The 13,043-nt window shown below is 65.8% G+C and carries 14 protein-coding genes; 4 read left to right on the forward strand and 10 right to left on the reverse strand.

Annotated features, from left to right (window positions below; genetic code table 11):
* Positions 1-95 precede the first annotated feature (95 nt).
* Genes RIF65_RS10320 through RIF65_RS10330 form a run of 3 tightly spaced genes read left to right on the forward strand, consistent with a single transcriptional unit; the run spans position 96 to position 2,554 of the window.
* Positions 96-1,343 (forward strand): MFS transporter, encoded by a 1,248-nt coding sequence (locus tag RIF65_RS10320; RefSeq protein WP_309082616.1) that lies wholly within the window; start codon positions 96-98, stop codon positions 1,341-1,343.
* A gap of 40 nt (positions 1,344-1,383) precedes the next feature.
* Positions 1,384-2,037: a GntR family transcriptional regulator gene (locus RIF65_RS10325; protein ID WP_309082618.1), complete on the forward strand. Its 654-nt coding sequence runs from the start codon at positions 1,384-1,386 to the stop codon at positions 2,035-2,037.
* Between the two features lie 58 nt (positions 2,038-2,095).
* Positions 2,096-2,554: a VOC family protein gene (locus tag RIF65_RS10330; RefSeq protein ID WP_309082619.1), complete on the forward strand. Its 459-nt coding sequence runs from the start codon at positions 2,096-2,098 to the stop codon at positions 2,552-2,554.
* On the opposite strand, the gene RIF65_RS10335 is transcribed toward RIF65_RS10330, so the two are convergent.
* The 4 genes from RIF65_RS10335 to RIF65_RS10350 all read right to left on the reverse strand — a co-directional run bounded on the left by RIF65_RS10335 (position 2,551) and on the right by RIF65_RS10350 (position 6,135).
* Positions 2,551-3,507, reverse strand: coding sequence for a DMT family transporter (locus RIF65_RS10335; RefSeq protein ID WP_309082621.1), 957 nt, complete (start codon positions 3,505-3,507; stop codon positions 2,551-2,553). The two genes, RIF65_RS10330 and RIF65_RS10335, sit on opposite strands and share 4 nt — an antisense overlap.
* A gap of 1 nt (position 3,508) precedes the next feature.
* Complete coding sequence (locus RIF65_RS10340) at positions 3,509-4,285, reverse strand: amino acid ABC transporter ATP-binding protein (RefSeq protein WP_309082623.1); 777 nt, start codon at positions 4,283-4,285, stop codon at positions 3,509-3,511.
* A gap of 4 nt (positions 4,286-4,289) precedes the next feature.
* Positions 4,290-5,147 carry an amino acid ABC transporter permease gene (locus tag RIF65_RS10345; protein ID WP_309082624.1) on the reverse strand — a complete coding sequence of 286 codons (858 nt, stop codon included), beginning with the start codon at positions 5,145-5,147 and terminating at the stop codon, positions 4,290-4,292.
* 85 nt (positions 5,148-5,232) lie between these two features.
* Positions 5,233-6,135 carry a transporter substrate-binding domain-containing protein gene (locus RIF65_RS10350; protein ID WP_309066921.1) on the reverse strand — a complete coding sequence of 301 codons (903 nt, stop codon included), beginning with the start codon at positions 6,133-6,135 and terminating at the stop codon, positions 5,233-5,235.
* A gap of 183 nt (positions 6,136-6,318) precedes the next feature.
* Between RIF65_RS10350 and RIF65_RS10355 the strand changes: the two genes are divergently transcribed.
* The gene (locus tag RIF65_RS10355; RefSeq protein ID WP_309066920.1) at positions 6,319-7,518 is read left to right on the forward strand and encodes an ROK family protein; all 1,200 of its coding nucleotides are present in this window, start codon (positions 6,319-6,321) and stop codon (positions 7,516-7,518) included.
* 23 nt (positions 7,519-7,541) lie between these two features.
* On the opposite strand, the gene RIF65_RS10360 is transcribed toward RIF65_RS10355, so the two are convergent.
* The 6 genes from RIF65_RS10360 to RIF65_RS10385 form a co-directional block, all read right to left on the reverse strand.
* Positions 7,542-8,549 carry a sugar phosphate isomerase/epimerase family protein gene (locus RIF65_RS10360; RefSeq protein WP_309066919.1) on the reverse strand — a complete coding sequence of 336 codons (1,008 nt, stop codon included), beginning with the start codon at positions 8,547-8,549 and terminating at the stop codon, positions 7,542-7,544.
* Positions 8,550-8,578: 29 nt separating this feature from the next.
* Positions 8,579-9,694: a Gfo/Idh/MocA family protein gene (locus RIF65_RS10365; protein ID WP_309066918.1), complete on the reverse strand. Its 1,116-nt coding sequence runs from the start codon at positions 9,692-9,694 to the stop codon at positions 8,579-8,581.
* A 99-nt stretch (positions 9,695-9,793) separates the two neighbouring features.
* Positions 9,794-10,159, reverse strand: coding sequence for a cupin domain-containing protein (locus tag RIF65_RS10370; RefSeq protein WP_309066917.1), 366 nt, complete (start codon positions 10,157-10,159; stop codon positions 9,794-9,796).
* Positions 10,160-10,235: 76 nt separating this feature from the next.
* The gene (locus RIF65_RS10375; RefSeq protein WP_309066916.1) at positions 10,236-11,366 is read right to left on the reverse strand and encodes a Gfo/Idh/MocA family protein; all 1,131 of its coding nucleotides are present in this window, start codon (positions 11,364-11,366) and stop codon (positions 10,236-10,238) included.
* Positions 11,363-12,130, reverse strand: a complete 768-nt coding sequence (locus RIF65_RS10380) for a sugar phosphate isomerase/epimerase family protein (RefSeq protein ID WP_309066915.1) — start codon at positions 12,128-12,130, stop codon at positions 11,363-11,365. Before RIF65_RS10380 ends, RIF65_RS10375 begins: the two co-directional genes overlap by 4 nt.
* Positions 12,131-12,169: 39 nt before the next feature.
* The gene (locus RIF65_RS10385; RefSeq protein ID WP_375142144.1) at positions 12,170-13,027 is read right to left on the reverse strand and encodes an amino acid ABC transporter ATP-binding protein; all 858 of its coding nucleotides are present in this window, start codon (positions 13,025-13,027) and stop codon (positions 12,170-12,172) included.
* Positions 13,028-13,043: the final 16 nt, after the last annotated feature.

Below are 13,043 nucleotides of genomic sequence, written 5' to 3' on the forward strand. Positions count from 1 at the left end.
TCCGGTTGGTCTTCCGGCGCGATCCGCGCGTGTACACGCTACTGTATACCGTTCTGGCCATGGTCGCGAGTTCCGAGCGTATGCTGGTGAGGCTCATGGCTACAGACACCACCGGCATCCCCGTCTTCGATTCGCGCCCCCGCGGGCGAGCGATGTTCTCATCCCTGCGCAATCGCGCCTACCGACTGTTTCTCGCGAGTCAGTCGCTGTCGACGATCGCGGTCTGGGCGCAGCGTATCGCCGTCGACTGGACACTGATGGAGCTGACCGGCGACATCACCCTCGTGGGCATGCTCGTCGTGCTGCAGTTCGGGCCGGTGCTCCTGCTCGGGATGTGGGGAGGCGTGCTGGTCGACCGCTACCCGACGAAGATGCTGATGATGGCCAGCCAGTCCCTCGCATTCGCCGTCTGCGCGACGCTCGCCGTGGTCGCACTGTCGGGGGCGCTCGCACCCTGGGTCCTCTTCGCGTGTGCCGGCGTGCTCGGCCTCTCCGCAGTGGTGGATCAGCCCGCGCGCCAGGTGCTGGTCGGTCAGGTCGTACCGGGGAAGGACCTCTCCAACGCGATCAGCATGAACTCGATCGTGTTCCAGGTGGGCGGGATGATCGGGCCGGCGGTCAGCGGGCTGCTGCTGGCGGGCCCCGGGGCGTCGGCGGCCTTCCTCGTTGCGGCGGCACTGCACCTCGTGGCGCTCGTTTCGATGGGCGTGCTCTTCGCCACGGCGACTCTGATCCCGCGCGCGAAGGGTGCGCGCGGGCGCGGGCAGATCGTCGCCGCTCTGCGCTACGCGGCGTCGAAGCCCGAGATCCACGTGACGCTCACGCTGCTGGTGTTCGTGTGCGTGGTCGGGCTGAACTGGCCGGTGATCCTGGTGTCGATGATGACGACCGAGTTCGCATCCGGGCCGGACGGGTACGGATTGGCGAACACCGCCCTCGCAGCCGGCTCCCTCCTCGGCGCGCTCGCATCGCTGCGACGCGTGCACCGCGGGCTGCGCACGGTGATCCTCAGCGTCTCGGTGATGTGCTTCCTGCGCTTGCTGTGCGGGTTCGCTCCCGCTGAATGGACCTTCCTCCTCGCCGTCGGTTCGACCGGTGTCGGTCTGATCCTGATGTGGACGGCGGCCAATTCACTGTTGCAGTGGTCGAGCAACACCGGCATCCGTGGTCGGATCATGTCGCTCTACCTGATGATCGCCGTCGGCGGCCAGGCACTCGGTGGCCCCTTGCTCGGGTGGGGCTGCGCGACGGTCGGCCCGAGGGCGACCCTGGTGATCTCCGCCGCGATCCCGCTGCTGGCGGCGGGAGTGCTCACCCTGCTGCAGCTGCGCAGGACACGCTGATGGCGTGGATACACTTCTCGACAGAGCGAAAGGACGCACTGTGACACGAACGGCTTTCAGCGCGGAGCACGCGGCCGACCAGGTGCATGTCCGTCTGCGAGATGCGATTCTGAGCGGCGAGATGCGCCCCAATCACCGGCTGGTCGAGGTGGACCTCGCCGCGGAGCTCGGGGTCAGTCGCACCCCGGTGCGCGAAGCCCTGCTGCGCCTTCGCCACGAAGGTCTGGTGGTGCGACGAAAGGGATGGGTGGTCCGCGACCACGACCCGGCGGAGGTCCTGGAGTACCTCGAGGCTCGTGCGGCACTGGAATCGGTCACCGCCGGCCTCGCTGCCACACGTATCACCGAAGAGCAGCTGAAGCAGTTGCGCGAACTGCTCGATGCGATGTCGGATCGAACGCGATCCCGGCGCGAGATCAACACCCTCAACAGCCACTTCCACGCGCTCATCACCGAGGCTGCGGGCAACTCCGTCCTTACGACCTTCGCCCGAAACACCGACATCAACTACTGGACATTCACCACCCCGATCGTGTTCACCGAGGCCGACGACCAGCGCGTGGATGACGAGCATCGCACGCTGCTCGACGCTCTCGAGCGGGGCGATGCCGATGCCGCGGAGAAGGTCGCGAAGACGCACGTGCTGGCGACGGCGGGAATCATCGCGCGATCCCTCGGCCTCGACATGCGTTGAAAATCGACAAGCTCGTCGAACGCTGCGCAGTCAGATACATCTCTGTATACTGAACCGCATGCACGAAGACTCTGCGCCCCTACCCGGTCCGTTCCGCCGTCTCCACCACGTGTGCGTGATCGTCCGCGACCTTGAGAAGTCCGTCGAGTACTACGAGAAGCTCGGCATCGGACCGTGGTACGACTACCCGAAGTCGAGCCCGTACGTTGAACTCGAGGTACCCAGCGAGGAGGGCACCAAGGCGATGCGCTACAAGTGCTGCGACCTGCAGAACTTCCAGCTGCAGCTGTGCGAGCCCAGCGAGCACGACACTCCGCAGCGCCGCTTCCTCGACGAGCGCGGCGAGGGCGTCTTCCACCTGGGCTTCGACGTCGATGACCTGCCAGGGTCGGTGCAGCAGGGCCGCGACCTCGGCCTCGACATCATCTCGCGCGGGCTCCGCGAGAACGGCACGGGATTCTGCTACTTCGACACCCGCGACGGGGCCGGTACGATCCTCGAGATCCGCAAGAGCTAAGAAGTCAGATCCGCGCTGCCGACTCGCTCAGGCACGACCATCCGGCGACCCCAGGGCATTCGGGAGGCGCCGAACACGATGACGCCCGCGAGGATGATCGCCAGTGCGATCCAGCCCGTCGCGCTGGGCCGCTCGTGCAGCACGACGACGCCGAGCAGCACCCCGACTGCGGGCTGCAGATACGTGTTCATGCTGGTCGCAGTGGATCCCCACGTGCGGATGAAGTAGAAGAACAGCACATAGGCGAACGCCGAGCCGAGGATGCCGAGCTCGAGCACCGCGATCAGCGGAATCAGCCCCAGATCTTCGACGTGCCAGCTGCCGGTCATCGTGGTGACCGGCGCGAGCCACAGCATCCCGAATCCGAGTTGCAGGAACGCGACCATGATCGGATCGACGGACGAGACGAACGTGCGCGTGTAGATGTTGGCGACCGCGTAGACCGCCGAGGTGACCACGATCACGACGGGCCAGAACCATCCGCCCCCGCCGCCGCCGCCGGCCGTGAGCAGCACCACTCCGCCGAATGCCAGCACGATCCCGACGAGCCTCAGCGTGCTGAACTTCTCTGCGCGGGTGACGAAGGTCGCGAACAGGAAGACGAAGATGGGCGTCGTGCTGGACAGCACGATCGCCGTGGACGAGTTCACCCAGACCTGCGCCCAGGTGAGCAGCGTGTACGGCATCGCGATGCTGATGAGGCCGAGAACCACGAAGTGCCCCCAGAGGCGCCGGGTCTGGGGCAGCCGGCGTCTTGTCAACACCACGACGAGCCCCAGGACGACGGTGGCGAGCACCATCCTCAGCTGCACGAGCAGGAAGGGGTTGAAGGCGCGAAGCGCGAGCGCGGTGAAGAAGAAGCTCGAGCCCCAGATCGTCGTCATCAGGGCGTAAAGCCCGATCCGGCCGGGCGTGACGAGCTCACCCGGCCGGGCGACATGGCCGCCGGTCATGTCACTCGGACATCCTCGCCAGGAACGTCCTGGTCCGCTCGTGCTCGGGGTCGTTGAGCAGCTTCTCGGCCGAACCCGCTTCGAGGATGCGCCCTTCGACCATGAAGATGATGTAGTCGGCGATCTCGCGTACGAGCGGGATGTCGTGCGTGGCCATGAGCATCGTGCGATTGTTCTCGGCCATGCCCTTGATGACGGCGGCGACCTCCACGCGCAGCTCCGGGTCGAGCGCGCTGGTCGGCTCGTCGAGCAGGATCATCGCCGGCTCCATGGCCAGCGCCCGGGCGATCGCGACACGCTGCTGCTGACCGCCGGACAGCTGAGCCGGAAAGCGGTCCTCCTTGCCCTCGAGACCGACCTTTGCGAGATAGTCCAGCGCGACCTCACGCGCCTGACGGCGCGGCGTCTTGAGCACCTCGACCTGCCCGTACACGACATTGTCGAGCGCCGTCATGTGGCGGAAGAGGTTGAAGTTCTGAAAGACCATCCCGACCTTGGCGCGCTGCTTGGCGGCTTCCTTGTCCGAGAGTTCGTGCAGCTCCTTGCCGACCTTGCGATACCCGATCAGCTCGCCGTCGATCTCGACGGTGCCCGAGTCGATCGGATACAGGTTGTTGACGCAGCGCAGGAAGGTCGACTTGCCCGCCCCGGACGGGCCGATCAGCGCGACGACCTCGCCCTCGTGCACCTTCACCGACACGTCCTGCAGCACCTTCACCTCGCCGAAGGATTTGTAGACGTGGCTGGACTCCATTTTGAGAATGTTGTGTTCAGTCATGTGATCACCTCGCAGGGAATCGGCGCTCGAGGACCTGCTGGAGGATCGAGATCAGGGCAGTGAGGACGAGATACCAGAACGCGGCGACCAGCAGCAGTTCCAGGTACTTGAAGTTCGCATAGTAGATCCGGCTCACTGTCAGCAGGATCTCCATGTAGCCGATGGTGTAGGCCAGCGACGTGTTCTTGATCATCATGATGTACTGGTTGCCCGTCGCCGGGAGGACGATGCGGAAGGCTTGGGCCAGCACGATCTGCACCGTGATCTTCCAGCGCCGCACGCCGAGCGCCCGCGCCGCGTCCCGCTGACCCTGGTCCACACCCAGGATGCCGGAGCGGATCACCTCGGCCATGTACCCCGTCTCGGCGAGCGAGAGGGCGAACAGGCCGGCCATGAACGGCGTGAAGAAGCTGCTCGCCGACTCGTTCACGAAGACGATGTCGGTGAACGGGATGCCGATCGTCACCTGTCCGACCATGCGCGGGATCGCGTAGAACCAGATCAGCAGCTGCACCAGCATCGGGGTGCCGCGGAAGATGAAGACGTACACGGATGCCACGGCCGAGAGCACCCGGTTCTCCGAGATCCTCATCAGGGCGACCAACGTGCCGAGGACGAGGGCGATCGCGGTGGCGAGTGTCGCCAGCGTGAGCGTGTTCCAGACACCGATCAGCAGCTGCGGGCCGATCAGGTACTGCGCAACCGTGGCGAAATCGAACACGCCGGAGGTGATGAATCCGGTGAGCAGCCAGCCCACGAGCAGCAGGACGACCACGCCCTGCAGCACCTGGCCCCACGGGGTGCGTCTCCGCACCGGGAAATACACATCCGGCATCTGGGCCAGAGTCTGTGTTCTAGTCATGCGAAGACTTTCGGGATCGGGACGAGCGCCGGGCGCTCCGTCGATGCGATCCGGTGGGCGGGCTCGGCCCGCCCACCGGATGCGGTCACGGGGTTGCGTCGAGGTCGCCGTTGAAGGCGGGCTTGTCGAGGCCGCCGGCGGTGATGCCCCACTCGTCGAGGATCTCGTCGTAGGTGCCGTCCTCCATCATCGCCTGCAGCTGCTCGTAGACAGCGTCGCGGAGTTCGGTGTTCTCCTTCGTGAAGGTGTAGTTGATGAGGTAGTCGACCAGCGTGTAGTCCCCGATCGGCACGAAGTCGTTCGGGTTCTCCTTGACGATGAACTGCGTCTGGGCGACATCGGGGGTGTAGGCCTCGATGCGACCGGAGAGCAGGCCCTGCAGCCCGAGCGGCGTGGAGGTGTAGTACTGCACGTTGATTGGGGTGTCGCAGGTCTCGTTCTCCTTCGCGACCGCAGCCTCGAGCGTCGACGAGCCTTCCAGCATTCCGATCGTCTGGCCGCACAGCGACTGCGCGTCGGCGTACTTGCCCTCGTCCTCCTTGCGCAGGATGAAGGTCGCACCGGACTGGAAGTAGCCGACCATGTCGACCTGCTCGAGGCGCTCGGGGTTCGGGCTCATGCCACCCGAGCCCATGTCGAACTGGCTGGACTGCAGGCCGGTGATGATGGCCGAGTAGTCCACCTGCACCCACTCGGTCTCGAGTCCCAGCCTGCTGGCGATCTCGTCGACGAAGTCGACACTGAAGCCCGTGACCTGATCCTCCCCCTCGGGGAAGAACTCGCCGGGGATGTAGGACTGCTGGGAACCGATCTTCAGCACGCCCGGGGTCAGGGTCTCGACGGCTGGTTCACCGCCGCCTTCTCCCTCGGTATCGGCGGGCGCGGGCTCGTTACCCGCATTGACCGTGCAACCGGTCAGCAGAAGCGCGCCGGCGGCGGCCAGGGCCAGAGTGAGGCGCGTGACGCGCCGCCGTGACATCTTTGTCATGATCTGTTCCTCTCAGGGGTGATCCGCTCGGGTTGCGGTCGTGCTGTCTTGAGGTGAAGGTGCAAGCAGCATGTCTCCACTTCGGTATACAGACATGTATATCGTACAGCCGATCACAGCGGTGTAACGTCTAGGCGATCCACGGCATAGCATCGAATACAACGGGTGGGAGCGGGAGGACGCGTGGCACAAGTTGCCGGATATGGGCCTGGAGCCCTTTTTCAGTTGCTACGCGACGGGCAGGCCCGCACGCGCTCGGAACTCGCGGACCTAACCGGCCTGGCACGTTCGACCATCGCAGCGCGCGTCGATCTCCTATTGACTTCCGGCCTCATCCGCGCCGCCGGGTCCGGCACCTCGACCGGTGGCCGCCCCCCGTCCCGTATTGAGTTCAATCCAGGAGCAGGTGCCGTATTCGCCATCGATCTCGGCGCCACCCACGCGAGCGTCGCGATTACCGATCTCGGCGCCACAGTTCTCGACATCCAACACCTCCGGCTGCGAATCGATGCTGGGCCGGAGTCGGTGCTTGACCGCTGCCTCGCCACGCTGGCCGAGTTGTTGGCCGCAAACCGCGCGCTCGAAGGTGTCCAGCTCGCCGGCATCGGGATCGGCGTACCGGGGCCTGTGGAGCACAGCACCGGCCGGCCGATCAATCCGCCAATTATGCCCGGCTGGAACCAGTTCGATATTCCGCACTATATTCAGCAGCGCTATCCCGTACCCGTGCTCGTAGATAACGACGTAAACATCCTCGCTCTAGGCGAGCACGCACTCAGCTGGTTCACCGCACGCGATCTCGTCTTCGTCAAAGTGGCCACAGGCATCGGCGCCGGTATCATCTCGGGAGGCGAAATCCAGCGAGGCGCGGCGGGCGGAGCGGGCGACCTCGGGCACGTACAGGTACCCTATAGCAAGGACTCCCCGCGCCCGCCCGAGGACGAGCGCGACTTGGAAGCGATCGCGAGCGGCACTGCGATCGCGGAATCGTTACGTGAACGAGGGTTAGACGCGCCAGACAGCGCCGCAGTCGTCAAACTCCTGAATGCGGGCAATACCGACGCGATAATGGCAACTCGCCAGGCAGGGCGGGAGGTAGGCGAGGTACTAGCCACCGTGGTCAATCTGCTCAACCCGTCGATTATCGTCATCGGCGGAAGCATCGCGCGAGCTGGCGAGCACCTCCTCGCCGGTATCCGTGAGGTCGTATACCGCCGCTCGATTACGCTCGCCACACAGCATCTCGCGATTGTCCAATCGCAAGCGGGAGACTCGGCCGGCGCGCTCGGCGCGGCGATCATGGTGAGCCGCCATGTGCTGACGGAAGAGTCGGTCGAATCCATGCTCGACCCTGGGCGGCTCCCCACACGGACCGATCGCTGAAGGCGCCAAGAGTGCCGACTGTGCTATTGGTTGCTGAACGCCGCATCGAAGGACGTCTGCGATCCGGACCATAGCAGGGACCGTACGAACCCAACCGCTTGCGCAGCGCCATGCATACGGTCCATGCCGGCATCCTCCCACTCGATCGAGATCGGGCCGGTGTATCCAATCGCGTCGAGCGCACGGAACGAATCTTCCCACGGAACGTCGCCATGGCCGGTGGAGACAAAGTCCCAGCCGCGCCGCGGGTCGCCCCAGCGCAGGTGTGATCCAAGGGCGCCCGCACGGCCATTCCGAGGCCGTATACGCGTGTCTTTGCAGTCGACATGATAGATCCGGTCCTTGAAGTCCCATATGAACCCGACCGGGTCGATGTTCTGCCACATCATGTGCGACGGATCCCAATTGAAGCCGAAGGTTGCGCGGTGGTCGATTGCCTCCAGCGCGCGAACAGACGTCCAGTAGTCATACGCGATCTCACCGGGGTGCACCTCGTGCGCGAACCGCACACCCTCGGAGTCGAACACGTTGAGGATCGGGTTCCAACGCGCGGCGAAGTCCTCGTAGCCGCCCTCAATGACAGATGCCGGTACCGGCGGGAACATCGCCACGTACGGCCAGATCGACGAGCCGGTGAAGCCGACGACGGTGTCCACATCGAGCTTGCGCGCCACCCGCGCAGCGCGCTTCATGTCCTCGGCCGCCCGCTGCCGCACGCCTTCAGCGTCGCCGTCGCCCCATACGTAATCCCTCAGGATCGCCTTATGCCGGAAGTCGATCGGAGCGTCACACACCGCCTGTCCGGCGAGGTGGTTGGATATCGCGAAGGTCTTCAATGCGTTTCTGTCCAGGATCTCCAGGAGCGAGGCAACGTACTTGTCGTCCTCGTCTGCTCGCCGAAGGTCAAGGTGATCGCCCGATGCGGCGATCTCTAGACCGTCGTAGCCCCAGCTAGATGCCAGGCGTGCCAACTCCTCGAAGGGCAGATCGGCCCACTGACCAGTGAACAGTGTGACTGGGTGCTGTGCCATGGGCTCTCCTTGCTGCTGGTCTCACATCTTTATGCATTCGCGACCTCGACCCATGCCCCGCTCTGCGCGGATGCAAGGACCGCCTCGGTGAGGACGGCCGCGCGCGCACCGTCTGCGAAAGTTGGCATGCCATCGGGGGATTCGCCACGTGTAGCCGCGTAGACATCGGCGACGAACGCGTTGAACGCATCCTGGTAGCCCATCGGATGCCCGGGAGGCAGCAAGGAGAGACCACGATCGCCTGCCGCCTGAGGATCCCTCATCAGTAGCTGAGAGCCATCGGCCGCGCCGAGCCATAGCTGCTCTGGATTCTCCTGCTCGAAGCGCATGCTCCGCCGAGTGCCGTGCAATTCGAGAACCAGGCCGTTCTTCCGTCCCGGGGCAAGCTGGGACACCAACAGCGTGGCGAGCGCACCGTCGCCCATCTCGGCGAGAACCGCGACGACGTCCTCGTTCTGCACCCGCTCGCCGTTGCGAGTAGGAAAGACGGTGCGGGTACGGGCGACCACGGCGCGGATGCGCGACCCGGTCACGAACTCGAGCAGATCGCACAGGTGGGATCCAATGTCGGCGAATGCACGGGAGGATCCACCAAGCGCTAGGTCTGCCCGCCAATTGGTGTCTGATTCGTTCGACAGCCAGTCTTGGAGGTAAGAACCGTCGATCGTGAGCACGTCCCCAACCTGTCCGTCCGCCACGATGCGCCGCGCCCGGCGCACCATCGGATGGTAGCGGTACACAAAAGGTACCGCGCCGATCAGGCCGGCCGCATCCACCATTCCCGCGACCATCCGCGCCTCCTCAACGCTCGTCGCCAATGGCTTCTCACAGATCACGTGGCATCCCGCGTTGAGCGCTTCAAGAGCTTGCACGACGTGCTGCCCGTTCGGGGTGCAGATATGAACGATGTCCGAGGCAGCGATTACCTCGCCGATCGTCTCCGCGGCCATCTCGATACCGAGCCGGTCGGCAGCGCCCTGAGAGCTCGCGAGGTTCGACGAGCGCACGCCGACCAGCCTCGCGCCAGCTGCTCGCGCGGCTCGGCTGTGCACCGCTGCCATAAACCCCCCACCGACGAAGCCTGCACGAACCTCCTCGCCCGTCGCAATCGGCTCTTCCGACGCCAACACTGTAGCTGCCGACATCTCGACTCCCTCCTATCCTTGCGGTCGACCATTCGCGGCCGGACCTTATCGACGGCAGGTTCCACAAGCGATCTGGCCCGCGGAACCTGCCGTCGCCCGTCAGCCGCGCCGCTTGCCGTCCATGGCCACGAACAGAATCACAATCGGCTCGTCTTCCGACGCCGACCAGATCTGGTGGTTCGGCTGGGCCGGCAGCACAAAGGAGTCACCGGCACGAAGCGGCGTCACCTCGTTGCCCTCCAGGAAGACGAAGCCGTTACCGCGGATCACGTGGAACAGTTCGGCTTCTCCCTCTGGGTGCGCGAGGTCTTCGGGGCTCGTGCCCTTCGGGAGGGCGCCGTACGCGCAGACTCCGAGGAAGACTCCATAGTCGTCAGCCGAGACGAGATTCGTCCAACATTCGGTGATCTCGTCGAACTGGTATGACTCCGCGTCTTCCAGGTTGTTGACCTCGATCTTGCTCATCGTTCTCAGTGCCTTTCGTTCAGGTGTGCAGTGGTGTCTGTTATGGTCGGTCGGTGAGTGGGCGCGTGGCCCGGTGTCAATTTGTCAGCCTGCGGTCGTCCTCCTCAGTTGAAAGTGTCGCGCGGTGCGGGTCCCAGTCGGCGGGCAGCGGGGGTGCGACCGTGGTCGTGCTCTCCACCGTCTCGCGGCGGCGCGCCCGGGCGGAATCGAGCGTGGCGAGCATGGCGTCGAGCACGTGGAACGCCTGCTCCCCGCTCGCCCGCTCGGGCCGTCCCGCGCGAATGGCCTGAGCGAGCTCTGCGACGCCGATGCCGTGGTTGGTGGTCACACCGCTCGCGGGGATCGTGCGGACATCGTCGCGGCCGCGATGCAGTCGCAGCTCTCCGTCGTACATGTTGGGGTCGGGGGCGGTCAGGGTGCCGGTGGTGCCGGCGATTTCGAAGAGGACGCGCGGCAGCTTCGAGTCGAAGCTGAACAGGCACTGCGCGCTCGCGCCGGATTCGAACTCATAGATGGCGGACACGTGCGTCGGCACCGACACGTCGAAACTCTCCCCGGCCCGCGGCCCTGTGGCGATCGTCCGCCGCGCCCGCGCCTGCGAGGTGCTGGCGGACACGGCGGCGATGGGGCCGAAGATCTGGACCAGGGCGGTGAGATGGTATGGCCCGATGTCGAACAGCGGACCAGCGCCCTCCTGGAACAAGAAATCGGGATTCGGGTGCCAGCTGTCCGGTCCGGGAGTCTGCATCACGCTCAGGGCGGTCAGCGGCTCCCCGATCTCGCCCGCCTCGACGAGCCGACGCAGCGTCTGCACTCCTGCGCCGAGAAAGGCGTCCGGTGCCGTGGCCACCCGGCGATCGGCCGCAGCGGCACAGCGCAGCAGTTCCCGGCCTGCGTCACGGTCGAGGGCGAACGGCTTCTCGCTCCAGACGTGCTTCCCTGCCTCGACGACCGCGATGCCGACCTCGGCGTGCGCCGCGGGGATCGTGAGGTTGACGACGATCTCCACCTCGGGGTCGGCGAGCAGCTCGGCCACCGTGCCCGCGCGAGGGATGCCAAAGGTCTCGGCCTGGGCCGCGGCGCGGGGGACGTCGATGTCGGCGACGAAGCGCACGTCGACATCCGGGAACGAGGTGAGGTTCGTGAGGTAGCGGCTGCTGATCACTCCGGCGCCGATGACCCCGACGCCGACGGGCCCGCTGTTCACTGACCGCCGCCGTGCTCGAGCCGGGATAGGTATGCGAAGCTCTGCACGACCGCGTCGAACCGATCCATCCGGCTGTCATCGAGCTCGATGACGCGGAGCGCCTGCGGCGCCGCGGCGAGGATCGCCGGGATGTCCAGCGAGCCCTCGCCGACGGGTACCTGATCCTTCTTCTCCGCGGTCGCCGGGCCGTCCTTGACGTGGATGGCGACCACACGGTCACCGAGACGGGACAGGATGTCGACCGGATCCTCGCCGCCGACAGCCACCCAGTACGTGTCCACCTCGAGAACCACGCCGGGGTCGAGCAGAGTAGCGAAGTACTCCAGCGCCGGTCGGCCGTCCACCCGGTTCAGCAGCTCGTGCGCATGATTGTGATAGCCCACCCTGACCCCGTGCCTTGCGGCCACCGCGGCGGCGGCGTTGAGGCGCTCCGCGGTCCGCCGGATGTCGGCCGGGTCGGTCCAGAACTCGGGCGCGACGACAGGATCGATCACGGTGCCGATTCCGAAGGACGCCGCGGCGGCGGCCACATCCGCGATGGAGTCGTCGCGGATGAACACCTGGTGCGTCGTGGGCGCCTGCAGGCCAGAATCCTTCAGTGCGTCTCCGAGACCCTCTGCATCCTTGATCCGGTAGGGCTCCACCTTCGTCAGGCCGACCTCCGCGAGGCGGGCCAGGGTACCGGGCAGGTCGTCGCCGACCAGTTCGCGCAGTGTCCAGAGCTGGACGGAGATGTTGTCGGTGGGGATGTGGTCGGTGGGCATGGTGGCGAGATCCTTCTCGTAGTCGCAGGAGCGGGTCGGTCAGGGCAGCGGTGGGATGACTTCGGAGGGCAGCGGAGGCACGACTGCGGGCGGCGACACGAGCTCGTCGGGAGCGGCCCGGCGCACCTGGGCGATGAAGCGCCGCGTGCGCTCCTCGCGCGGATTGTCGAGGACCTCCTCGGGCGTTCCATGCTCGACGACGCGCCCCGCGTCCATGAAGACGACCTGGTCGGCGACCTCGCGCGCGAACCGCAGTTCATGCGTGACGACGATCATCGTCATGCCGCGGTCGGCGATGTCGCGCATCACGTCGAGCACCTCCTGGACCAGCTCGGGGTCGAGCGCGGAGGTCGGTTCGTCGAAGAGCACGAGGTCCGGGTCGCCGGCCAGCGCCCGGACGATCGCGACGCGCTGCTGCTGACCGCCCGAGAGCTGTCGCGGGTAGGCCTTGGCCTTGTCGCTCAGCCCGACCTGCTCAAGCAGCGCCATCGCGCGCTGCTTGGCCACCTTCGGCTTCTGCTTGAGGATGTTAATCGGCGCTTCGACGATGTTCTGCAGAACGGTCATGTGCCCGTAGAGGTTGAAGTGCTGGAACACCATCCCGATGCGTGACCGCATCCGGTTGATTTCGCCCTCCTTCGCATCGTAGAGACGACCGTTGGCCTCGCGATAGCCCGCGAGGCGGCCGCCGATGAAGATCCGGCCCGCGTCTACTGCGATGAGGTGATTGATACACCGCAGCAGCGTGCTCTTCCCGCATCCGGAGGGACCGATGATGCAGGTCACGGTGCCCGGCTCCGCGATCAGGTCGATCCCGCGGAGCACCGGAGTGGAGCCGAAGCTCTTGGTCACGTTCTCAATCCGCAGGGCTGCGCGCGAATTCGTCATCTCGGCCATCTCCTCTGGTCGCCGG

It is taken from the genome of Microbacterium sp., assembly GCF_031180975.1.
Lineage (GTDB): Bacteria > Actinomycetota > Actinomycetes > Actinomycetales > Microbacteriaceae > Microbacterium.

Bases quoted from the DNA above. Each gene is read 5' to 3' on its own strand.
- RIF65_RS10345 (WP_309082624.1), bottom strand. From the start codon at position 5,147: ATGACTAGAACACAGACTCTGGCCCAGATGCCGGATGTGTATTTCCCG.
- RIF65_RS10340 (WP_309082623.1), bottom strand. From the start codon at position 4,285: ATGACTGAACACAACATTCTCAAAATGGAGTCCAGCCACGTCTACAAA.
- RIF65_RS10335 (WP_309082621.1), bottom strand. From the start codon at position 3,507: ATGACCGGCGGCCATGTCGCCCGGCCGGGTGAGCTCGTCACGCCCGGC.
- RIF65_RS10330 (WP_309082619.1), top strand. From the start codon at position 2,096: ATGCACGAAGACTCTGCGCCCCTACCCGGTCCGTTCCGCCGTCTCCAC.
- RIF65_RS10370 (WP_309066917.1), bottom strand. From the start codon at position 10,159: ATGAGCAAGATCGAGGTCAACAACCTGGAAGACGCGGAGTCATACCAG.
- RIF65_RS10360 (WP_309066919.1), bottom strand. From the start codon at position 8,549: ATGGCACAGCACCCAGTCACACTGTTCACTGGTCAGTGGGCCGATCTG.
- RIF65_RS10385 (WP_375142144.1), bottom strand. From the start codon at position 13,027: ATGGCCGAGATGACGAATTCGCGCGCAGCCCTGCGGATTGAGAACGTG.
- RIF65_RS10380 (WP_309066915.1), bottom strand. From the start codon at position 12,130: ATGCCCACCGACCACATCCCCACCGACAACATCTCCGTCCAGCTCTGG.
- RIF65_RS10320 (WP_309082616.1), top strand. From the start codon at position 96: ATGGCTACAGACACCACCGGCATCCCCGTCTTCGATTCGCGCCCCCGC.
- RIF65_RS10350 (WP_309066921.1), bottom strand. From the start codon at position 6,135: ATGACAAAGATGTCACGGCGGCGCGTCACGCGCCTCACTCTGGCCCTG.
- RIF65_RS10365 (WP_309066918.1), bottom strand. From the start codon at position 9,694: ATGTCGGCAGCTACAGTGTTGGCGTCGGAAGAGCCGATTGCGACGGGC.